A 21,473-nucleotide genomic window follows, 5' to 3' on the forward strand; every position below is an offset into this window, starting at 1 on the left:
CAGCCCCGAGAGCCACCCGCCCCGGCGCCCGAACGGCGTCCGCGCGGCGTCGACGATGACCGGAGTTCCCATGCGCTCTCTCGTCCTCGTGTCGGGGGTGTCGGCGTCATCGTGTCCCCCCGTCCCACGGCGGGCGGAGCGTGATCCCGGTCAGCGGAACCGGGCAGGTCACGCCCGATCACCCGCAGCGCCTCACTAAACCTCCCATATCACATACGTTAGTGCGCTTTGCTGACATTTTGCGAATTTTCGCCCGATAAGCCCGAATAGTCATGGCACGCTGATTCGCATGTTCGCCCGAAAGCTTTCTCTTGGTGTTTCCATGACCGCCATTGCCCTGGTCACGGGGGTGGCGTCACCGGTTCTCGCCGCTCCCGCCCTGGCCTCTCCCGGCGTGGCGCAGCACGTTTCCGGGCAGGCGTACGCGCCGCCGCGGGTGCACGGGCGGGCCGTCTATCTCTGGGACGCCACGGCCGGGCAGGACCTGCTGGACAAGAACGCCGGCAAGCGCATGCCGGTCGCGAGCCTGACCAAGATCATGACCGCGTACATCGTGCTGCGGGAGGCGAACCTCGACGACGAGGTCAAGGTCAAGCGCGAGGACCTCGAGTACGCCTGGAACAACGACGGCACGACGGCCGACCTCGAACCCGGCGACACCCTGCCGGTCGGCGACCTGCTGTACGCGTTGATGCTCCCCTCCGGCGCGGACGCCGCGCACGCCCTGGCCCGCGCGTACGGCCCCGGGGTGCCCGGCTTCGTGGACAAGATGAACGCCACCGCACGCGAACTCGGCCTGCACGACACCCTCTACGTCAACGCCGACGGACTCCCGACCTCCCGCGGCGACGGCTACTCCACCGCCCGCGACCAGGCCAGGCTCGCGGAGATCGCGCTCCGGAACCCCGTGTTCACCGAGATCACCTCGACGCGCCACCACGCGACCGAGGACGGCCGGTACGACTGGTACAACACCAACCACATGCTCGGCCTGCCGGGCGCCATCGGCGTGAAGACCGGGTCCACGAACGCCGCCGGGTTCTGCCTGGCCTTCGCGGCCGACCGGGGAGGCCGCCGCCTGATCGGGATCATCCTCGGCGAGGACGTCGCCGGCCGCCGCTGGGACACCGCCGAGAGGCTGCTCGACTGGGCATCCGAGTCCTGGGCATCCGAGTCCGACCGCTGAGCCGGCTTACGGCTCGGCGTACGACGAGGGAGCGGGCCCGCGCAATACCCCGGCGGGCCAGAAAACAGGGCCTTCCACGATCGGTCAATCCCGGTTAGGTTCCCGATCAGTGTCCATCGGGGGGCCTGAGAACCGGAACCGTTCGGACCGTCATTGGACCCGAAGGAGAGCCCAATGCGCGCCTCGCTCGGCATGCGGGCCGTCGTCGCCACCGCGGCGTCCGCCCTCGTGCTTCCCCTCCTGCCGGCCGCGCCGGCCAACGCCGACCCCGATCCGGCGCGGATCGCGCAGACCGTGGTCGCGTCCGCGGTGAAGAAGCACCTGCGCACACTGCAGGACATCGCGAACGCCAACGGCGGCACCCGTGCCGCCGGCACTCCGGGCTTCGCGGCCTCCCGCGACTACGTCGCCGGAGTGCTGAAGAAGGCCGGCTACAAGGTGACCCTGCAGCAGTTCGACTTCCCGTTCTTCAAGGAGAACTCCACCGCCGTCCTGCAGCGCACCGCGCCCTCCGCCAAGACGTACACTCCCACCCCGCCCGACGGCAGCACCGTCGGCGACTTCGCCACGATGACCTACTCCGGGTCGGGCGACGTCACGGCGGCCGTCCGGGGCGTCGATCTCGTGCTGCCGCCGGGAGCGGAGGCCAACACGTCGACCTCCGGCTGCGAGGCCGCCGACTTCGCCGGCTTCCCGGCCGGCGCGGTCGCGCTGGTGCAGCGCGGCACCTGCACCTTCCAGGTGAAGGCCGAGAACGCGCAGGCCGCCGGCGCCGCCGCCGTGATCATCATGAACGAGGGCCAGGCCGGGCGGACGGCCACCCTGCAGGGCACTTTGGGCGAGCCCACCGTGCACGTCCCCGTCGTGGGCGTGAGCTTCGCGGTCGGCCAGGAACTGGCCGCCACGGGGACGTCCGTGCGGGTGAAGACCGACACGGCCAGCGAGATGCGGCCCACGCACAACATCATCGCCGACTCCCGCTGGGGCGACCCGAACAAGGTGGTGCAGCTCGGGGCGCACCTGGACAGCGTGGTCCCGGGACCGGGCATCAACGACAACGGCTCCGGCAGCGCCGCGATCCTGGAGGTCGCCTCCGCGCTCGGCAAGATCCCGACCAGGAACAAGCTGCGCTTCTCCTTCTGGAGCGCCGAGGAGTTCGGCACGCTCGGCTCCGAGCACTACGTCGCGAACCTGTCCGCCGAGGAGCAGGCCAGGATCAAGCTGTACCTGAACTTCGACATGGTCGGCTCCCCGAACTACGCGCTGAAGATCTACGACGGCGACGACTCCGACGCCACCGGCTCCGGCCCCGGCCCCGCGGGCTCCGACGAGATCGAGAAGCTCTTCGAGAAGTACTTCGACACGCTCCGCCAGGGCCACGTGGGCACCGACTTCGACGGACGGTCGGACTACGGCGCCTTCATCGCGGCGGGCATCCCGTCCGGCGGCCTGTTCACCGGCGCCGAGGGCGTCAAGACGCCGGAGGAGCAGGCGTTGTTCGGCGGCACCGCCGGCGAGGCGTACGACTCCTGCTACCACCAGGCGTGCGACACGATCGCCAACATCAACGACAAGGCGCTCGCCCTGAACACCGGCGCGATCGCCACCGCCGCCGTGGTCTACGCCTTCAGCCGGGACCTGCCCGGTCCGGACAACCGCACCACCGCGGCGGCCGCACGCACCATCGCCGCCCCCGCGGCCCACGCCGGCGCGGCGCACGGCGTGCCCGCCCAGTGATCCGTACGCGGTAGCCGAACGCGCGGGCCCCGCCGGACGCCGATCGTCCGGCGGGGCCCCGTCATGTGGTGGTCAGCCCGTGAAGTTCACGTCGCTGCAGAAGAAGAACGTCTGGTCCATGTGCGAGGCCTGCCAGATCGTGTAGACCACGGCCCGGCCGCTGCGGCCCGAGGTGCTGAGGTTGACCGAGTAGTACTGCCCGGGGGCGTACCTGCCGGTCTTGGTGAGCAGCTGCAGGTCGTTCCAGCCGACCGCCTGCCGGGTCGGGTCGAAGCCCTGCTTGGTGACGTAGACGAGCAGGTAGTCGGCCCCGTGCCCGGCCTGGTCCCACAGTTTGATCGTGAAGTTGCCGCGGACGCCGGTCGCCTTCCACGCGCCGGGGACGTCCATGGCGTTGTACCGGCCGTTCTCCGTGTGGCCGCCGCTGCACAGCTGGCCGTTCGGGATCGCGGACTGGAAGTTGCCGCCGAGGTTCATGCGATAGAGCCCGTTCCAGTTCCACATGGCGGTGGTGTCGGCCTGCCACGCCTGCCAGCACATCGGGTCCTGCTGGGCCATGGACGGGTTCTGGAAGTCGCTGCCCCAGCGCTGCCAGCAGCCGTAGTTGCGGGAGGCCGGGTCCACGATCGAGCCGTGGGCGGAGGCCGCGCCCGCCCAGGTGACCAGGCAGGTGATCGACGCGGTGAGCAGGGCCGTGAGGCGCAGGGCCCAGCGGCGGAGCCGGGAATGTGAATGCGCGTGCACTGTTGGGTCTCCATCTTCCGGTGGGGGGTTCCGGGCGAGATGGGGAGCGCTCCCTGACGCGCGATGCTAGTTCACCGATATATGTTTGACTACTCGACCAACTACGGTCAAGACGTGCACGCTCCCGACCTCGTGTTTCACGGCGACGGCCAGGGGGAGCATCGTGCACGTTTCATCCTGCCGTGCCGGTCACCTCCTGGCGGGAGGGGCGTTCTGCCCCTGCTCCGACTTCGCCAGGAACGGCGAGCGGCCGAGGATGACGATGCCCGCCACGAGCGCCACCAGACCGCCGACCGCGCCCGCGAGGGCCGGCGGATCGACGTGCAGCCGCTCGCCGAAGATCGCCACTCCCAGGACGATGCCGATGATCGGCTCGGTCGCGGTGGTGGCGGGCAGCGAGATCCGCAGCGGCGCGGCGTCGAAGGCGCTCTGGTTCAGCAGGATGCCGGTCGCGGCGATCACGGGCAGCAGGTAGGGCTGCCAGGAGGTGAACAGCACGGCCGGTCCCCGCGCCAGGGTCAGCAGGGACCCGCGGGTCAGCGCGTCCTGGAGGCCGTACAACGCCCCCGCCGCCCCGGCGAGCAGCATCGCCTTGACCTGCAGGGGCATCCGCAGCGCCACCGCTACCATGCCCGCGGCCACTCCCGCCACGATGAGCACCGCGGCCCAGAGCATGGTGTCCGACGCCGGCATCCCGCCGCCGTGAGGTCGCCCGGCCAGGAGGAAGACGGCGACGCCGCCGCTGACCAGCACCGCCCCCACCCACTCCGCGGCGCCCAGGCGCTCCTTATAGATCAGGGCCGCCGAGACGAGGGCGAAGATGAGGTTGGTCGCCAGGAGCGGCTCCACCGAGGCCACGTCGGCGCCCCGCAGGGCCAGCCCTCCGAGAACCTGCCCGCCGACCATCGAGGCGATCCCGGCCAGCCAGATCGGCTTGCGCGCCAGGTCGAACAGCAGCCGGACGTGCAGCATCTCGCCCAGCGGCTCGGTGTAGGCGACGTGCTGCTGCGCGACCCAGCCCAGCCCGAGGAGCGCCGCCGCCGCGAGGCCGAGAACGACCGTGCCGATCACGGCGCCGGAGCCCTCGGCATCATGATCCGTCACTCCCCTCGGCGCCCTGGTCTGCCGTACGTATCCGGCCATCCCCAGTGACAGCGACCTCATGTCCCGGATACGCTTTTTGGGCAATCGTCCAAGGCGTTCGACCAAGACGTCGGACCAAAGGCGGTCGTACGCGACCGAGGGGAGCATGCAGGAGATGGCGGAGGCGTCCGCGGACCGGGGCAGGACCACGCGGCAGCGGCTGCTCGGCGCGGCGGCGGCCCTGATCGCCGAGGTCGGCTGGGGTGGCGTCAGCACGCGAATGGTGGCCGAGCGCGCCGGGGTCGCCCCCGGGGTCGTGCACTATCACTTCGCGTCGCTGACCGACCTGCTGATCTCGGCCTCGACCGGCGCCGCGCGCGGGATGCTGGAGGAGCTGACCGGGCGGCTGACGGAGCAGCCCGGCCCCGAGACCGGTGTCGAGTGGCTGCTGGGCGAGCTGTCCCGATACACGGGGACCGATCCCGCCTCGCTGCTGATCGTGGAGATGTACCTCGCGGCCGCCCGGCTGCCGGAGCTCCGCGAGCGGTTGCAGGAGATCGTCGCCGAGTCCCGCGCCCGCGTCGCCGCCTGGCTGCGTGACAGCGGGCACGCCGGCGACGCCGAGGCGGCCGCCGCGGTCCTCGTCGCGGCGGTGGACGGCCTGGTGCTCCACCGCGGTCTCGACCCCGCTCTCGACCTCACCGCCCTGGCCGGACCGCTGCGGGCGATGGTGCGTACCAGCGGACACGAGAAGGGACGAAGCACATGAAAGCGATCGTCTGCGGCGCCGGGATAGCCGGGACCGCCCTGGCATGGCACCTGGAACGCGCGGGCTGGGACGTCGAACTGGCCGAGCGCGCACCGGCGTTCCGCGAGGGCGGATACATGATCGACTTCTACGGCCCCGGGCTGGAGGCGGCCGGGCGGATGGGCCTGCGCCCCCGGCTGGAGGAGGTCCGCCACCCCGTCCACGAGATCGGCTACGTCGACGGCGCCGGACGGCAGACCAGCCGTCTCGCAGTCGAGGCGGGATTCGCCGATGTGGTCAGCCTGCTGCGGGGCGACCTCGCCCGCGTGCTCGCCGAGCGGGTGCGCGCGCCGGTCCGGTACGGCACGACGGTCGCGGCCGTCACCCAGGGGGACGGAGGCGTCCGCGTCGAGCTCACCGACGGCAGCCGCCACGAGGTGGACCTGCTGGTCGGCGCCGACGGCGTGCACTCACGGGTCAGGGAGCTGGTCTTCGGTCCCGAGGACCGCTTCATCCGCTACCTCGGCCATCACGTGGCCGCGTACGTGGTCGAGGACGAGGACCTCAGCCGGCGGGTCGGCGCGCGCTACCGGATGCTGACCGTGCCCGGTCTCATGGCCGGAGCCTACGCCGTGGGCGGGGACCGGCTCGCCCTGTTGTTCCTGCGCCGCGAACCCGATCCCGCCGTTCCCGCCGACCCGGCCGCCTCGCTGCGCCGCCACTTCGGCGGCCTCGGCTGGATCCTGCCCGAGGTGCTGGGCAGGTGCCCGCGGCCGCCCGAGCTCTACTACGACCAGGTGACGCAGGTCGAGGCCCCACGATGGAGCAGCGGCCGGGTGGTCCTGCTCGGCGACGCCTGTGGGGCGGTCTCCCTGTTCGCCGGGCACGGCGCGTCCCTCGCGATCGCGGCGGCGTGGGTGCTCGCCGGCGAGCTCCGCACGGCCCCCGCGGGCGACCTGGCTCCCGCCCTCGACCGGTACGCCGCACGCATGCGGCCGGTCGTCGCCGACGTCCAGTCGTTCGGCCGGCGGTTCCTCCCCTGGATGGCGCCGTCCAGCCGCCTGCGCATCTTGGCCCGCGACTGGCTGCTGCGACTGGCCTCCCTCCCCGGAGCCGACCGGCTGTTCCTGAACTCCGTGAGCCCCGGCGGCCACCGCCTCATCACCTGACTCACTCAAGGAGATCACGGACGGTGACGCGGCGGTAACGGGTTTTTATTCCGGATGCCGCGGTCCGGAAACCCCGCCGCACTGAAGTGTCCGTCATGGAATCGGTGGCGGAAACCAGCACACCGCGGATCGCCGGGGCGCATTACCCCGTCGCGGTCGTCGGCGGCGGCCAGGCCGGGCTGTCGGTCAGCCACTGCCTGGGCCGGCGCGGCATCGAACACGTCGTCATCGAGGCGCGGCGGGTCGGCCACGAGTGGCGCGAACGCCGCTGGGACTCCTTCTGCCTGGTGACCCCCAACTGGCAGTGCGACCTGCCGGGCTTCCCCTACCGCGGCCCCGACCCCGACGGTTTCATGGTCCGCGAGGAGATCGTCCGCTATCTGGAGGAGTACGCCGCCTCCTTCGGTCCCCCGCTCGCCGAGGGCGTGCGCGTCACCCGCTTACGCAGGGCCGCGAGCGGGACGTTCGAGCTCGCGACCAGCGCCGGGGACCTCACCGCCGACCAGGTCGTGGTGGCCACCGGCCCCTACCACGCGGCCGCCGTCCCCCGGCTGGCCGAACGACTGCCCGCGGGGATCGCACAGATCCACTCCTCGCGGTACCGCCGTCCCGCGCAGCTTCCCGGAGGCGCGGTCCTCGTGATCGGCACCGGTCAGTCGGGCTGTCAGATCGCCGAGGACCTGCATCTGGCCGGGCGCCGGGTCCACCTCGCCGTCGGGACCGCGCCCCGGGTCGCCCGTTTCTACCGGGGCAGGGACTGCGTGGCGTGGCTGCACGACATGGGCCACTACGCCAGGAGCATCGACGAGTACGACGACGCGGACGCCGTACGCCTGCGGGCCAACCACTACGTCACCGGGCGCGACGGCGGGCGCGACATCGACCTGCGGGCCTTCGCCCGCGACGGGATGCGCGTGTACGGCCGGCTGACCGGCGTGACCGGCACGACGCTGGAGTTCGCCGGCGATCTCAAGGACAACCTCGACCGCGCCGACGCCGTGGCCGAGGGGATCAAGGACGCCATCGACGCGTACATCGCGGCGCGCGGCCTCGACGCTCCCGCCGAGCCCCGCTACGTGCCGGTCTGGGAACCGGGCGAGCCGGTACGCGCCCTCGACCTGGCGGCGGCCGGGATCACCTCGGTCGTCTGGGCGACCGGGTTCACCCGCGACCACCGCTGGATCGAGATCCCCGCCTTCGACGGCCGGGGCTATCCGATGCACTGGCGCGGCGTCACGAGCTGTCCCGGGCTCTACTTCCTCGGGCTGCCCTGGCAGCACACCTGGGGCTCCGGCCGGTTCGAGGCGGTGGGCCGGGACGCCGAGTTCCTGGCCGGCCACATCGAGGCGTCCCGGCGGCTCGCCGACGTGTGCGGCACGCTGACCGGCGCGCCCCTCGATCTCGCCCCCGCGCTCCCGGTCGGGTGAGCCCCATGGTCCGCGGCATGGTCTTCGACGCGCATCGCCACATCGGCGTGCTGCCCGCACATCCCTTCTACGGCGGCCCCGCGGTGAACCCCGACGTCACCGCGCGTGCCACGGTCAGGCAGCTGATCGCCGACCTCGACGCGGAGGGCACGGAGCGTGCGCTGGTGCTGCCCAACTACGGCGTGCCGGACCCGGCGGTCGCCTTCGCGCTCAACGACCTCGTCCTGGAGGCCGCGCAGGCCGACGACCGGATCCGGGCCGGGCTGTGGGTCTCGCCGCTGCCCCGCGACGAGGAACGCACCGCCCGCGCCCTCGGCCTGGCGGGCGAGCGGGGCGTCCGGGCGCTGAAGCTGAGCTTCCTGCTCGGCGGGCGCCCCGCCGACCCCGCCTGCCGTCCGGGACTCGACCGGATCTTCGCCGCGGCCGAACGCCACGGCCTGGTCGTCCACGTCCACACCTCCCCCGGCGCCGCCTCGGACGTCGACGAGGTCGGGCACCTGGTCGAGTGGTACGCCGACCGGGTGCCGGTGCACCTCGTGCACTTCGGCGGCGGGATGAGCGGTCACATCAAACTGACCGGCTCCCGGTTCTTCGACTGGATCGCGGCCGGAAAGCGCGTCTACACCGACCTGTCCTGGGCCATCGGATTCGCGCCCTACTGGCTGGCCCGGGAGATCGAGCGGCGCGGCTTCGGGCACGATCGCGTGCTGTTCGCCAGCGACCAGCCGTGGGGCGACTTCGCGGGCGAGCACGCCCGGATGCGCGCCGCGGCCGGGGACGGCGAGCTGGGCGCGCTCGTCTTCCACGACACCTTCGCCTCCCTCTACGACTGACCCACCTCTACCCGAAGGAGCAGCAGATGTCCGTCGACATGACCGACCTCGAGAAGAAGAGCATCGAGGAGATCCCCCACCCGTCCCTGCCCGAGGGCTCCAGCATCTACGGCAGCACCAAGGTCTTCCCCGACTACAAGGCCGAGAACGGCGAGTCGTACTTCACGCTCGTCCACGGCATCGCGCACGAGTCGTCCGTCAGCTTCGTCGCCGTGCTGCAGGCCACCCGGGCGCTGCGCAAGGGCTTCGAGACCGCGATCTACTTCTACGGCCCGGGCTCGCTGAACTGCCTGGCCACCCGCGGCTTCCCGACGACCGGCAACTCGGCGTTCCCGGGCGAGCACAACATCAACAACCAGCTCAAGACGTTCATCGCCGAAGGCGGGAAGGTCTACTGCTGCCGGTTCGGCCTGTCCCTGCACGGCGCCCGCGAGGAGGACCTCATCGAGGGCGTGATCCCGACACACCCGCTGGACGTGCAGGACGCGCTGATCCACTACGCCCGCAAGGGCGCCGTCATCAACTCCACCTACCAGCTGTAGTGCCGTGACCGTCGATCTGCGGATCATGACCCGTGCCGAGCTGGCCCTGCGCGGCGTGGCCTTCGACACGCCCGTACGGCGGCCGGACGGCGCGGGACCCAGCGGCGACGGCCACGTCCTCGTCGACGGCGCCGGCGCGGCGCTGCCCGTCGATCCCGGCAGCCCTTACACGGTGCGCGACGGCACGGTCTGGGTCGGCGAGCAGGACACCGGGGTCTCCCTGGTGCCCGTGCGACGGCCGAGGTTCTACGACCTGACCACCGCCGACGGCGTGCCCTACGAGAAGATCGCCCGGCTGCACGGCGCGGACGTGCTCGCCACGACCGTCGTGCAGACGTGCGTCCGGTACGGCGAGGCCGACCGCTGCCGTTTCTGCACCATCGAGGAGTCGCTGCGGTCGGGCGCCACGGTCGCCGCCAAGACGCCCGCCCAGCTCGCCGAGGTGGCGGAGGCGGCGGTGCGGCTCGACGGCGTACGGCAGATGGTGATGACCACCGGCACGACCACCGGCCCCGATCGTGGGGCGCGCGCTCTGGTACGGTGCGTGCGCGCCGTGCTGGACGCCGTCCCGCACCTGCCGATCCAGGTGCAGTGCGAACCGCCGGGCGACCTGGCCTGGATCGGCGCGCTGCGCGAGGCAGGGGCCACCGCGATCGGCATCCACGTGGAGTCGCTGGACGAGGAGGTCCGGCGGCGCTGGATGCCGGGCAAGTCGTCGGTGCCGCTCGCCGAGTACGAGGCCGCCTGGGACGAGGCGGTGCGGGTCTTCGGGCACAACCGCGTCTCGACGTACCTGCTGGTGGGACTGGGCGAGGACCCCGACGAGCTGATCGCGGGCGCGGGCCGGCTCATCCGGCGCGGCGTCTACCCCTTCGTGGTCCCGTTCCGCCCGATGCGGGGCACGCTCGCCGCCCGCGACGGCATCGAGGCGCCCGGCGCCGCCCTGCTGACGTACGTCACCGAGGGCGTGGCGGCGCTGCTGCGCGCGGCCGGCATGCGCGGCGCCGACCAGGGGGCGGGCTGCGCGGCCTGCGGGGCGTGCGGCGTGCTGAGCGCGGCGGGCGGGTGAGGCGCCGATGTACCTCGACGGGAGCACGCGGGCCCCGGCACCGGCCGATCCGCCCGACATCCTCGCGCTGCTCGGCGACCACAGCACGCTGGCCCGCCGGCCCGGCCTGCGGATCGAGCAGGCCGCGGACACCACGGCGCTGCGCGCCTACCGGCGGCTGCGGCACGAGGCGTTCGTCCGGGAGCAGGGGCTGTTCGACGGGCACGACCTCGACGACAGGGACGACGACCCCCGCACGGTCACGCTGGTCGCCAGGGACCCGGCGGGCACGGTCGTCGGCGGCGTGCGCCTCGGGCCCGCCTGCGACGGCCCCGACATCGGCTGGTGGACGGGCGGGCGCCTGGTCGTGGCGCCCGCCGCGCGCGGCGTCGGCGGCGCCGGGGCGGCGCTGGTGCGGGCCGCCTGCGCCCGCGCCGAGGCGGAGGGCGTGCTGCGGTTCGAGGCGACCGTGCGGGCCGGGGCCGAGGCGTTCTTCCGCCGCCTGGGCTGGACGCGGGTGCGGCCGGTGACGGTCGCCGGCGCGCCGCACGTGCTGATGCGCCACCCGATCGGCCGGATCGCGGCCCAGGCCGCGGCGGCGAAGTCGGCGCTCGGCCCGCTGCTCGCCGCCCTCGCCGGGCAGGCCGCGCACGCCCTCGGGGGCCCGGGCTTCACCGGCGACGACGGAGCACCGGTGCCCGGCAGTGACGTCGTCGCCGCCTGCGACGCGATCGTGCCGTCCATGGTCGAACGCGACCCGGAGTGGGCCGGGTGGTGCTCCGTCCTGGTCAACCTCAACGACCTGGCCGCGATGGGCGCCGCTCCGGCGGGGCTGCTCGACGCGCTCGCCGCCCCCGACGCCGCGCACGCCGCCCGGGTGCTGGACGGCCTCGCGCGGGCCGCCCGCGCGTACGGGGTGCCGGTGCTCGGCGGGCACACGCAGCTCGGGGTGCCGGCCGCGCTGTCGGTGACGGCGCTCGGCCGCGCCGCGCGTCCCGTGCCGGGGGGCGGCGGGCGCCCGGGTCATGCCGTGCGCCTCACCGCGGACCTCGGCGGCGGCTGGCGGGCCGGATACCGGGGCCGCCAATGGGACTCCACCACCTCCCGGCGTACCGGCGAGCTGCGCGCGATGCTCGGCGCGGTCGCGGCCGGCGCGCCCGCCGCCGCCAAGGACGTGTCGATGGCCGGGATCGCCGGCACGCTCGGCATGCTGGCCGAGGCGAGCGGCTGCGCGGCCGTGCTGCACGTGGCCGCGGTGCCGCGCCCGGCCGCCGCCTCCATGGGCGACTGGCTCACCTGCTTCCCCGGCTTCGCGATGCTCACGGCGGACGAGCCGGGCGCGCCGGCGCCTCCGGCGGGACCGGCCGTCTCGGCGGTGTGCGGGGAGCTGACCACCGGCCGGGGCGTCTCGTTGCGCTGGCCCGACGGACAGGTCACGGAGGCCGTCGGCGGCCCGGTGACCGGATTGGGGACCGCGTGAGCGCCCTGCGCATGGCGGCGGTGTCCGCCGGGTTCGGCCGCGACCTCGAGGAGGACTTCGCGATCGCCGAACGCCTCGTCAAGGAGGCCCGCAACGAGGACGTGCGGCTCCTCGCGCTGCCCGAGGCGTGCCTCGGCGGTTACCTGCTCAGCCTGGACGGCGACGCGGCGGACGCCGGGCCGCCCGCGCTCGCCGTGGACGGTCCCGAGATCCGGCGGCTGGCCGCGCTGGCCGGCGACATGGTCGTGGTCGCGGGCTACTGCGAGGACGGCGGCGACGCCCGCTACAACAGCGTGGTGTGCGTCAGCGGCGACGGCGTGCTGGGCAACCACCGCAAGGTCCACCAGCCGCTCGGCGAGAACGCCAGCTACGCCTCGGGCGACGGCTTCCGCGCCTTCGACACGCCGGTCGGCAGGATCGGCATGATGATCTGCTACGACAAGGCGTTCCCGGAGTCCGCCCGCGCGCTGGCCCTCGACGGCGCGCAGATCGGGGTGTGCGTGTCGGCCTGGCCCGGCTCGCGCACCAACGCGGCGCGGGACCTGGAGCGTGACCGCTGGAAGCGGCGCTTCGACCTGTTCGACCGGGCCCGGGCGCTGGAGAACCAGATCGTGTGGCTGTCGGCCAACCAGGCGGGCACGTTCGGGTCGCTGCGCTTCGTCGGCAGCGCGAAGGTCGTGGACCCCGGTGGCGAGATCGTCTCGGCGACGGGCGTCGGGCCCGGCACGGCGGTCGCCGAGATCGACGTGCCGCGGGCGCTGGAGACCGCGCGCCGGTCGATGGGTCACCTGCGCGACCGCCGGCCGGAGACGTACGGGGCGGCGTCCGAGACATGAGCCTCCTGCGGATCGCCGCGGCGGCCGCCCACTTCGGCCGCGACCTCGCCTTCGACCTGGCCCGCATCGCCAAACTGATCGGCGACGCCCGCGCCGCGGGCGCGCGGCTGCTCGTGCTGCCCGACGCCGCGCTCGGCGGCTACCTCGCCGACCTGCGCCGGCCGGACCCCGACGCGCTGCCGCCCGCGCTGAAGCCGGACGACCCGGTGATCGCGCGGGTGGCGGCGCTGGCCGCCGAGATGGTGGTGTGCGTCGGCTTCTGCGAGGACGGCGGCGACGTCCGCTACAACGCGGCCGCGTGCGTCAGCGGCGACGGGGTGCTCGGCCTGCACCGCAAGGTGCACCTGCCCGCCGGCGAGACCGCGGCCTACGGCCCGGGTGACCGGTTCGACGCCTTCGACACCCCGGCCGGGCGGATCGGCATGCTGATCGACTACGACAAGACCTTCCCGGAGTCGGCCCGCAGCCTCGCGCTCGACGGCGCGCAGATCCTGGCGTGTCTGTCGGCGTGGCCCGCCAGCGTCACCGACCGCGCGCCCCGGATGGCCCAGGACCGGCAGTCGCGGCTCTTCGACCTGTACGACCAGGCGCGGGCCGCCGAGAACCAGGTCGTGCTCGCCTCCTCCAACCAGACCGGCGTGATGGGCGGCATGCGGTTCCTGGGCCAGGCCAAGGTCGTCGGCCCCGGCGGCGACGTGCTCGCCCGCACCTGGTCGAAGGCCGGGCTGGCCGTGGCCGAGCTCGACGTCGCGGCCGAGATCGAGCGCGCCCGGCGGATCCTCCACCACCTCCGCGAGCGCAGGGCCGGCGTCTACCGGGAGGCACGCGGGTGAGAATCGCGCTGCTCAGTTACTCGACCAAGCCCCGCGGCGGGGTCGTGCACACCCTCGCTCTCGCCGAGGCGCTCGCGGCGGCGGGACAGCGCGTGACGGTGTGGACGCTCGGCCGGGGCGGCGACTCGGGGTTCTTCCGCCCGGTCGACCCGGCCGTGCGGCTGCGCGTCGTGCCGTTCCCCGGCATCCCCGGGGAGGGGGTCGGCCCGCGCGTGCTGCGGTCGATCGCGGTGCTGCGCAGGGCGTTCGCACCGGAGGCGGCGTCCTACGACGTCGTGCACGCCCAGGACTGCATCAGCGCCAACGCGGCCGGCCGGTGCGTCCGGACCGTCCATCACGTCGACCACTTCACCACGCCCGAGCTGGCCGCCTGCCACGAGCGCGCCATCGTCACGCCGTACGCGCACGTCTGCGTGTCGGAGTCGGTGGCGGCCGAGCTCGCGGCCGGGTGGGGCGTCACGGCGGCGGTGATCCCCAACGGCGTCGCGTACGACCGCTTCGCGTCCGCCGATCCGGTCGCCACCCGGATGTGGCGCCGGCGGCTCGGGACGTACGTCCTGACGGTCGGCGGCATCGAGCCGCGCAAGGGCTCGCTCGACCTGCTGGAGGCGTACGCGCTGCTGCGGGAGGCGCGTCCCGACGTCCGCCTGGTGATCGCCGGCGGTGAGACGCTCTTCGACTACCGCGACTACCGCGCGCGGTGGGAGGCCCGGGCGGCCGAACTCCGCGTCGAGCCGGCGGTGCTCGGCCCGGTCTCCGACGCGGACCTGCCGCCGCTCGTGGCGGGCGCGGGCGCCTTCGCCTTCCCCTCGGTGAAGGAGGGCTTCGGGCTCGCCGCGATGGAGGCCCTGGCGGCGGGCGTCCCCGTGGTGGCGCGCGACCTGCCCGTCCTGCGCGAGGTCTTCGGCTCCGCCGCGCGCTTCGCCGCCACCCCCGGCGCCCTCGCCGCCGAGCTCGCCCACGCCCTCGACTATGCCGATCCCGGCAGGCGCGCGGCGGGCCGGGAGCTCGCCGCACGCCACACCTGGCCGGCCGCCGCGGAGCGGCACATCGCGCTGTACGAGGGGCTCGGGTCGTAGGCTCGGAGCGTGGCGGTCAAACCCTTCGACGCGGTGCTGTGCGATTTCGACGGTGTCGTGAAATTCCAGGACGCTGAGCAGCAGGCGGAGGCCGAGCGGGCGTACGGGGTGGAGCCGGGGACGGTGGCGCGGGTGACCGGCGGGTCGGCGCTGGTGGTCCCGGCCCTGACCGGGCTGGTGACCCGCGAGGAGTGGCTGGCGTCGGCCGTTCCCGTCCTCGCCGAGCTGGTGGGCTCGCCCGCGCGGGCGAGCGCGCTGACCGCCGACTGGCTGGCGGCCCGCACGTGGGCGGACGAGGAGGTGCTCGCGCTGCTCACGCGGGCCCGCGCCCGCGTCCCCGTCGTGCTCGTCAGCAACGCCACATCGGAGCTGGCCGCCCACCTGCGTGAGCTGGAGCTGCACGACGCCTTCGACCACGTCGTCAGCAGCTACGACGTGGGGGTCGCCAAGCCCGACCCGCGGATCTTCGAGATCGCCGCCGGCCGCGCCGGTGTCCCCGCCCCGCGTTGCCTGTTCGTCGACGACCGGACCGAGAACGTCGACGCGGCGAGGGCGCTCGGCATGACCGGAGTCGTCTACCGCACCCCGGCGGACCTGGCCGAGGCGCTGCTTCCGCTGTTCGAGGGGGCTCCCTGATGGCGGTGCGCCGCGTGCTGGCCTTCATCGACAGGCCCGTGGAGCGGTTCGAGGAAGCCGCCGCGTTCTGGACGGCCGTCACCGGCACGCGCCTGTCGCCGCGGCGGGGCGGCGACGGGGAGTTCGCCACGCTGCTGCCGGAGACCGGCGACGCCTGCCTGAAGATCCAGGCCGTGAGCGACGGGGGCGGCGCCCACCTCGATCTGGAGGTGGACGACGTCCGCGCCTCGATGGCCCGGGCCCTGGCGCTCGGCGCCGCCGTCGCCGACGACCACGGCGACTGGGCCGTGCTGCGCTCCCCGGAGGGCAGGGCGTTCTGTCTCGTCCCCGGGGAGGGGACGGCGCGGCGGCCGCCCGTCTTCGCCGGCACCCGACTCGACCAGGTCTGCCTCGACATCGCCCCCGGCGCGTACGAGGAGGAGGTGGCCTTCTGGGCGACGCTGACCGGGTGGCCCCCGCGCCGGGGCTCGCTGCCCGAGTTCACGGTGCTGGCGATGCCGGGGATGCCGGTGCGGATCCTCCTGCAGCGGCTCGGCGAAGGGCCCGGCCGGTCCGCCCACGTCGACCTGGCCTGCGCCGACCCCGACGCCGCTCGCGTACGGCACGAGCGGCACGGCGCGGTGCTCGTGTCGCGGGGGCGGCACTGGCTCGTCATGCGCGACCCGGCGGGCGGCGTCTACTGTCTCACGCGCCGGGACCCCGTGACCGGCTCACTGCCGGGGTGAGCCTCAGGCGGCGGGGCGCAGGTGCCGCAGCGCGGTGGAGAGCCGCTCCAGCTCGGCCACCATCGTGTCCGCCGCCGAGTTCATGACGTCGTTGGGCCGCAGACGGCCCTCCTCGTCGAGGAGCTGGGCGACGAAGGGGATCGAGACCGCGTCGAACACCGGCACCATCTTCAGCGTGGTGACGACCTGCTTGAGCATCTGCACGGCCCGCGTGCCCGCGGAGACGCCGCCGTAGCTGACGAACCCGACCGGTTTGTACTGCCACTCGTGGTGCAGGTAGTCGAGGGCGTTCTTCAGGACGGCGTTGAAGCCGTAGTTGTACTCCGGTGTGACGAACACGAACGCGTCGCCGCGTTCGACGGTCGCGCTCCACTCCTTGGTGTGCTGGTGGACGTACTGCCGGAGCCGGGGGTGGTTCGGCTCGTCCAGGAACGGCAGGTTCACCTCCGCCAGGTCGACGAGCTCGATCTCGAAGGCGTCCTGGGCGGCCGCGCGGTCGCGGAACCACTCCGCCACCGGTAGCCCGACGCGCCCGGGACGCGTGCTGGCGATGACGATCTGCAGAACTGGCTTAGCCACAATTCCCCCAAACAGCTATTAAGCGGACAGAACCCGCCTAACGGTACGCTCTGATCGGCAGGGAACACCGATCGGGGCGCGCCGATTCCCGGGGCGGCCGGCCGGCATGCGATGGGGAGACCTCAGCGGGCGAGGTGGCGGCTGATGACGAGCCGCTGGATCTGGTTGGTGCCCTCGAAGATCTGCATGATCTTCGCCTCGCGCATGTAGCGCTCGACGCGGAACTCCCGCGTGTAGCCGTACCCGCCGAAGACCTGGACCGCGTCGGTGGTGACCCGCATCGCGGTGTCGGTCGCGACCAGCTTGGCGACGCTGGCCTGCCTGCCGTACGGCAGGCCGGCGTCGCGGCGGCGGGCCGCGTCGAGGTAGGTCGCCCGGGCGCAGTCCACGCCCGCGGCCATGTCGGCGAGCAGGAAGCCGAGCCCCTGATGGTCGATGATCTTCTTGCCGAACGTCTCGCGCTCCTTGGCGTACGCGACGGCCTCGTCGAGCGCGGCCTGGGCGAGGCCGACGGCGCAGGCGGCGATGCCCAGCCTGCCGGAGTCGAGCGCGCCGAAGGCGATGGGCAGGCCCTGGCCCTCCGCGCCGATGAGGCGGCCGGCCTCGATCTGCACGCCGTCCCAGTGGGCGGTGGTGGTGGGGATGGCGTGCAGGCCCATCTTCTCCTCGGGACGGCCGAAGGTCAGGCCCTCCGCGGCGCCCGGGGCGAGGAAGCAGGACACGCCCCGGCTGCCCTCGCCCGTCCGGGCGAACAGCGCATAGAAGCCGGCCCGGCCGCCGTGGGTGATCCACGCCTTCGTGCCGGTGATCCGGTAGCCGTCCTCCGTCTTGTCGGCCCTGCAGGTCAGGGCCGACGCGTCCGACCCGGCCTGGGGCTCGGACAGGCTGTAGCCGCCGATCAGCCGCCCGGCGAGCATGTCCGGCAGCCAGCGCTCCCGCTGCTCGGGCGTGCCGTACGTCGCGACGGGGAAGCAGGACAGCGTGTGCACGCTCACGGCGACCGCGACGGCGGCCCACCGCGCGGCCAGCTCCTCGATCACCTGGAGATACACCTCGTACGGCTGGCCGCCGCCGCCGTACTCCTCCGGATAGGGCAGGCCGAGGAGCCCGGCCGCGCCGAGCGTGGCGAACAGCCCCTCGGGGTAGGTCTCGGCCCGCTCGTGCTCGTCGACCCGGCGGGCGAGTTCCTTGTCGGCGATCTCACGCGTCAGCTCGATGAGGTCCCGGGCGTCCTGCCCGGGCAGCAGACGGTCGACAGTCACGGCACCTCCACCAGTGCGGGGTCGTCCAGCCGGGCGAGCAGGGCCGCCGCGCGGTCGCGGAACTCCGCGACACGGGCGAGCTTTATGCCCTCGTAGCCGCGGATCACGTCCGGCAATGCGGCGATCTCCGCGACGGTCCGAGCGGTCGCCGGGGTGAGCCGCTCGAGCGCGCGCCGTACCAGCTCGCGATACTCCCCGACCAGCGTACGCTCCACGCGGCGGACGGCGGCGTGCCCGAACACGTCCAGAGCGGTGCCGCGCAGCACGCGGGCGGCCCGCAACCCGCGGAACACGACACCGGCGGACCGGCGCAGCCTGATCTTGCGCTTCAGGCCCATCGCCCGCAGCAGCGGCGGATGCAGCAGCACCGACACCGCCGCGCCGGGGCCGAACTCCCGCTCGCGCCGGGCCCGCTCCACGGGGTCGAGGTGCAGCCGGGCGACCTCGTACTCGTCCTTGTACGCCATGAGCTTGTGCAGCCCCCGGGCGTACGCGAGCCCGATCCGCGCGCCGGCCTCCTCCCCCGCCCGCTCGGCGGCCAGCGCGGCCACCCGGCGCACGTCCCGCGCGTACGAACGGGCGTAGGCCGCGTTCTGGTAGCCGGTCAGGTCGGCGATCCGCGGCGCGAGCGTCTCCTCGAGCGCTCCGGTCCCGGCCGCCTCGCGCAGGGCGGCGTCGTCGACCGGCACGGCGGGAGGGGCCGGGGGGATCGCGGCCCGGAAGACGGCCTCGCGGTCGATCACGGCGGCCCGTCCCCACTGGAAGGCCGCCAGGTTCCGCTCCACCGCCGCCTTGTTGAGACGGATGGCCCGCTCGATCGCCCCGGCCGAGATCGGGATGCAGCCGTGCTGGTAGGCCGCGCCGACGAGCACGAGGTTGGCGGGCATGTGGTCGCCGAACAACGCCTCGGACAGCGCGCCGGCGTCCACCTGGAGGCCGGCCTCGGGCAGGGTGGCCGACGCGACGCGGGCGACCGCGTCCTCGGGCCCGGACAGGGCCGCGCGGCCGGTGACCATGGCGGCGGTCGGCACGATCGCGGTGTTCACGACGGCGACCGTACGGCCGGGTGAGGCCACGGCGAGCGTGTCGTCCGCGGCGGCGGTGAGCACGTCGAAGCAGACGAGGACGTCGGCGGTGCCGCGGGCGGCGCGGACCGACCCGCCGATCGGGCGCGGGGACACGCGCACGTCGCTGACGACGGGACCACCCTTCTGCGCCAGCCCGGTCTGGTCCAGCCCGGCGGCGTGCAGACCGTCGAGGTGGGCGGCCATCTGCAGGATCTGCGAGACGGTGACCACTCCGGTGCCGCCGATGCCGGGCATCCGCAGCAGCACCGAGCGCTCCGGGAACCGCGGCGCCGGCTCGGTCAGCGCCACCGGCGGCTCGGGCACCGTACGCGAGGCCACGGAGCGGGGCTCGACGAGCAGGAACGACGGGCAGTCGCCCTTGAGGCAGCTCAGGTCGGAGTTGCACGACGCCTGGTGGATGCGGGTCTTGCGGCCGAACTCGGTCTCCACCGGCTGCACCGACAGGCAGGTGGAGGCGTCCCCGCAGTCGCCGCAGCCCTCGCACACACGCTCGTTGACCACGACCCTGGCCTTCGGCGTGGGCAGTTTTCCGCGTTTGCGCAGCCGCCGCTCCTCGGCCGCGCACCGGTCGTCGTGGATGAGCACGGTCACCCCGTCGATCGCGGCGAGCTCCTTCTCCACCGCCGGGAGGTCGTCGCGGTGCCGCACCGACGCGATCGGCGGCAGCCGCACGCCCCGGTAGGTCTCCGGCTCCGGCGTGGTGACGACGACGCGGCGCACGCCCTCGACCGCGAGCCACCGCGTCAGCGCCGGGACGTCGAGGCGGCCCTCGGCGCGCTGCCCGCCGGTCATCGCCACCGCGTCGTTGTAGAGCAGCTTGTACGTCATCGAGACGCCGGCGGCGACGGCGGCGCGCACGGCGAGCGAGCCGGAGTGGTGGAAGGTGCCGTCGCCGAGGTTCTGGGTGAAGTGACGGTCGGAGGTGAAGGGGGCGAGGCCGAACCACTGGGCTCCCTCGCCTCCCATCTGCGTCATGCCGATCCGCCTGCCGCGTCCGTCGCCGTCCAGGGCGATCATGGCGTGGCAGCCGATGCCCGGGCCCACCAGCGTGTCGTCGGAGGCGCGCGTGGAGGCGTTGTGCGGGCAGCCCGAGCAGAAGTACGGCGTGCGGGCGGCGGCCAGAGGGAGCATGACGCGACGCCTCGCGGGGGCGGGCGACAGGATCGCCGCCTGGCGGGGCAGGCGATCGGGACCGAAGCAGGTGGCGAGCGCCCCGGCCACGTCCTCGCCGCCGAGCGTGCCGCGCGCCGTGAGCAGTTCCCGCCCGATGACGTCGGGGCGCTGCCCGGTTTCGTACAACGCCTGCTTGAGGTGCCCCTCCAGGAACGGCACCTTGTCCTCGACCACGAGCACCCGGCCGAGCCCGGCGGTCATGGCGGCGAGGTCGTCGTACGCGAGCGGGAACGGCATGGCGAGCCGGATCAGCCGCAGGCCGAGGTGGTCCATCGCGGCCTCGTCCAGGCCGAGGTCGGCCAGGGCGCGCAGGACCACGGCGTAGGAGGCGCCGGACGCGAGCACGCCCGTCGTGGCCCCCGGCGCGTCGTGCGTGATCCGGTTGAGGCCGTGCGCGCGGGCGTACTCGCGGGCCAGGCCGAGCCTGCGGGTGAGCATGTCGTGCTCGGCGTCGAGCGAGGCCGGCCCGACCAGGGTGGGCGGCGCCCCCCGCTCGGCGCGGTCCGGCACCGGGACGCCGGACCGGATGGTCTCGCGCAGCGACCCGAGATCGACGGTGGCGGAGGCGTCGGCGACGTCGGCCACGATCTTCAGGCCGGCCCACAGGCCGGTGGCCCGCGACAGCGCCACCGCGTGCAGCCCGAGTTCGACGACCTCCGCCACCGAGCCGGGGGCGAGCAGCGGCATCGACAGGCTCTGGCACATGGGCTCGCAGGAGCTGGGCACGGTCGACGACTTGCTGCCCGGGTCGTCGCCGATCCAGGCCACCGCTCCGCCGAGCGGCGCGGTGCCGGCGACGTTGCCGTGCCGGATCGCGTCCGCGGCCCGGTCGAGGCCCGGGTTCTTCCCGTACCAGAACCCGGTCACCCCCTCGTGCCGGCGGCCCGGCACCTGCGCGAGCAGCTGCGTTCCCGCCACCGCCGTGGCCGCCAGCTCCTCGTTGAGGCCGGGCCGGGCCACCACCCCCGCCTCCTCCAGGAACCGCGCGGCCCGTGCCATCTCCAGGTCGACGCCACCCAGCGGCGAGCCGGGATACCCGGAGACGAACACCCGCGTGTCCAGGCCGCGCTCGGCGTCGAGGCGGCGCTGCTCCAGGGTGAGCCGGACGAGGGCCTGGACACCCGAGATCAGCACGGTGCCGTTCTCGGCCGCGTACTTGTCGTCGAGCGAGACGGCCGGTGAGTACACGGGCGAGGACACGCGAACCTCCTGAGGTCGAGGGGTGACCCACAGCACACCAACGGTGGCGGCTTCCGCGCAAGCAT

The 21,473-nt window shown here is 73.7% G+C and carries 19 protein-coding genes; 14 read left to right on the forward strand and 5 right to left on the reverse strand.

The annotated features are described in order from the left end of the window. Window positions 1-322 precede the first annotated feature (322 nt). Together AB0J39_RS21580 and AB0J39_RS21585 are read left to right on the forward strand one after the other, a co-directional pair. Entirely contained in the window at window positions 323-1,186 is an 864-nt protein-coding gene (locus AB0J39_RS21580) for a serine hydrolase (RefSeq protein ID WP_363467427.1), read from the forward strand. A 174-nt stretch (window positions 1,187-1,360) separates the two neighbouring features. Next, the gene (locus AB0J39_RS21585; protein ID WP_363467430.1) at window positions 1,361-2,923 is read left to right on the forward strand and encodes a M28 family metallopeptidase; all 1,563 of its coding nucleotides are present in this window, start codon (window positions 1,361-1,363) and stop codon (window positions 2,921-2,923) included. Window positions 2,924-2,995: 72 nt separating this feature from the next. Here the strand turns inward: AB0J39_RS21585 and AB0J39_RS21590 are convergent, their stop codons facing one another. Together AB0J39_RS21590 and AB0J39_RS21595 are read right to left on the reverse strand one after the other, a co-directional pair. Continuing rightward, window positions 2,996-3,628, reverse strand: coding sequence for a lytic polysaccharide monooxygenase auxiliary activity family 9 protein (locus AB0J39_RS21590; RefSeq protein WP_363467489.1), 633 nt, complete (start codon window positions 3,626-3,628; stop codon window positions 2,996-2,998). A 228-nt stretch (window positions 3,629-3,856) separates the two neighbouring features. Next, on the reverse strand, window positions 3,857-4,831 hold the full coding sequence (locus tag AB0J39_RS21595; protein ID WP_363467433.1) for a DMT family transporter: 975 nt from the start codon (window positions 4,829-4,831) through the stop codon (window positions 3,857-3,859). A gap of 94 nt (window positions 4,832-4,925) precedes the next feature. Here AB0J39_RS21595 and AB0J39_RS21600 point away from each other — a divergent pair, with 94 nt between their 5' ends. The 12 genes from AB0J39_RS21600 to AB0J39_RS21655 all read left to right on the forward strand — a co-directional run bounded on the left by AB0J39_RS21600 (window position 4,926) and on the right by AB0J39_RS21655 (window position 16,106). Further along, on the forward strand, window positions 4,926-5,519 hold the full coding sequence (locus AB0J39_RS21600; protein WP_363467436.1) for a TetR/AcrR family transcriptional regulator: 594 nt from the start codon (window positions 4,926-4,928) through the stop codon (window positions 5,517-5,519). Next, the gene (locus tag AB0J39_RS21605) at window positions 5,516-6,667 is read left to right on the forward strand and encodes an FAD-dependent monooxygenase (protein WP_363467438.1); all 1,152 of its coding nucleotides are present in this window, start codon (window positions 5,516-5,518) and stop codon (window positions 6,665-6,667) included. The genes AB0J39_RS21600 and AB0J39_RS21605 overlap by 4 nt, the downstream gene beginning before the upstream one ends. Window positions 6,668-6,762: 95 nt before the next feature. Beyond that, complete coding sequence (locus tag AB0J39_RS21610) at window positions 6,763-8,094, forward strand: MSMEG_0569 family flavin-dependent oxidoreductase (RefSeq protein WP_363467440.1); 1,332 nt, start codon at window positions 6,763-6,765, stop codon at window positions 8,092-8,094. Window positions 8,095-8,099: 5 nt separating this feature from the next. After that, on the forward strand, window positions 8,100-8,927 hold the full coding sequence (locus tag AB0J39_RS21615) for an amidohydrolase family protein (protein WP_363467443.1): 828 nt from the start codon (window positions 8,100-8,102) through the stop codon (window positions 8,925-8,927). A gap of 26 nt (window positions 8,928-8,953) precedes the next feature. Further along, on the forward strand, window positions 8,954-9,469 hold the full coding sequence (locus AB0J39_RS21620) for an MSMEG_0572/Sll0783 family nitrogen starvation response protein (RefSeq protein ID WP_346229950.1): 516 nt from the start codon (window positions 8,954-8,956) through the stop codon (window positions 9,467-9,469). A gap of 4 nt (window positions 9,470-9,473) precedes the next feature. Continuing rightward, window positions 9,474-10,538 carry an MSMEG_0568 family radical SAM protein gene (locus AB0J39_RS21625; protein WP_363467446.1) on the forward strand — a complete coding sequence of 355 codons (1,065 nt, stop codon included), beginning with the start codon at window positions 9,474-9,476 and terminating at the stop codon, window positions 10,536-10,538. Window positions 10,539-10,545: 7 nt separating this feature from the next. Then, complete coding sequence (locus tag AB0J39_RS21630) at window positions 10,546-11,997, forward strand: MSMEG_0567/sll0787 family protein (RefSeq protein WP_363467449.1); 1,452 nt, start codon at window positions 10,546-10,548, stop codon at window positions 11,995-11,997. Beyond that, entirely contained in the window at window positions 11,994-12,833 is an 840-nt protein-coding gene (locus AB0J39_RS21635) for a carbon-nitrogen hydrolase family protein (RefSeq protein ID WP_363467451.1), read from the forward strand. The genes AB0J39_RS21630 and AB0J39_RS21635 overlap by 4 nt, the downstream gene beginning before the upstream one ends. After that, window positions 12,830-13,666 (forward strand): carbon-nitrogen hydrolase family protein, encoded by an 837-nt coding sequence (locus AB0J39_RS21640; protein WP_363467452.1) that lies wholly within the window; start codon window positions 12,830-12,832, stop codon window positions 13,664-13,666. Before AB0J39_RS21635 ends, AB0J39_RS21640 begins: the two co-directional genes overlap by 4 nt. Next, window positions 13,663-14,745 (forward strand): MSMEG_0565 family glycosyltransferase, encoded by a 1,083-nt coding sequence (locus tag AB0J39_RS21645; protein ID WP_363467455.1) that lies wholly within the window; start codon window positions 13,663-13,665, stop codon window positions 14,743-14,745. Before AB0J39_RS21640 ends, AB0J39_RS21645 begins: the two co-directional genes overlap by 4 nt. Before the next feature lie 9 nt (window positions 14,746-14,754). Continuing rightward, window positions 14,755-15,381 carry an HAD-IA family hydrolase gene (locus AB0J39_RS21650; protein ID WP_363467457.1) on the forward strand — a complete coding sequence of 209 codons (627 nt, stop codon included), beginning with the start codon at window positions 14,755-14,757 and terminating at the stop codon, window positions 15,379-15,381. Further along, window positions 15,381-16,106 (forward strand): VOC family protein, encoded by a 726-nt coding sequence (locus AB0J39_RS21655; RefSeq protein WP_363467460.1) that lies wholly within the window; start codon window positions 15,381-15,383, stop codon window positions 16,104-16,106. The genes AB0J39_RS21650 and AB0J39_RS21655 overlap by 1 nt, the downstream gene beginning before the upstream one ends. Before the next feature lie 3 nt (window positions 16,107-16,109). On the opposite strand, the gene AB0J39_RS21660 is transcribed toward AB0J39_RS21655, so the two are convergent. From AB0J39_RS21660 to AB0J39_RS21670, 3 genes are all read right to left on the reverse strand, one after another. Beyond that, entirely contained in the window at window positions 16,110-16,685 is a 576-nt protein-coding gene (locus AB0J39_RS21660; protein ID WP_363467463.1) for an NAD(P)H-dependent oxidoreductase, read from the reverse strand. 122 nt (window positions 16,686-16,807) lie between these two features. Continuing rightward, on the reverse strand, window positions 16,808-17,947 hold the full coding sequence (locus tag AB0J39_RS21665) for an acyl-CoA dehydrogenase family protein (RefSeq protein ID WP_363467466.1): 1,140 nt from the start codon (window positions 17,945-17,947) through the stop codon (window positions 16,808-16,810). Then, on the reverse strand, window positions 17,944-21,408 hold the full coding sequence (locus AB0J39_RS21670) for an indolepyruvate ferredoxin oxidoreductase family protein (protein WP_363467468.1): 3,465 nt from the start codon (window positions 21,406-21,408) through the stop codon (window positions 17,944-17,946). Before AB0J39_RS21670 ends, AB0J39_RS21665 begins: the two co-directional genes overlap by 4 nt. Between the last annotated feature and the right edge of the window lie 65 nt (window positions 21,409-21,473).

The sequence above is a fragment of the Microbispora sp. NPDC049633 genome (assembly GCF_040675265.1).
GTDB lineage: Bacteria > Actinomycetota > Actinomycetes > Streptosporangiales > Streptosporangiaceae > Microbispora > Microbispora maris.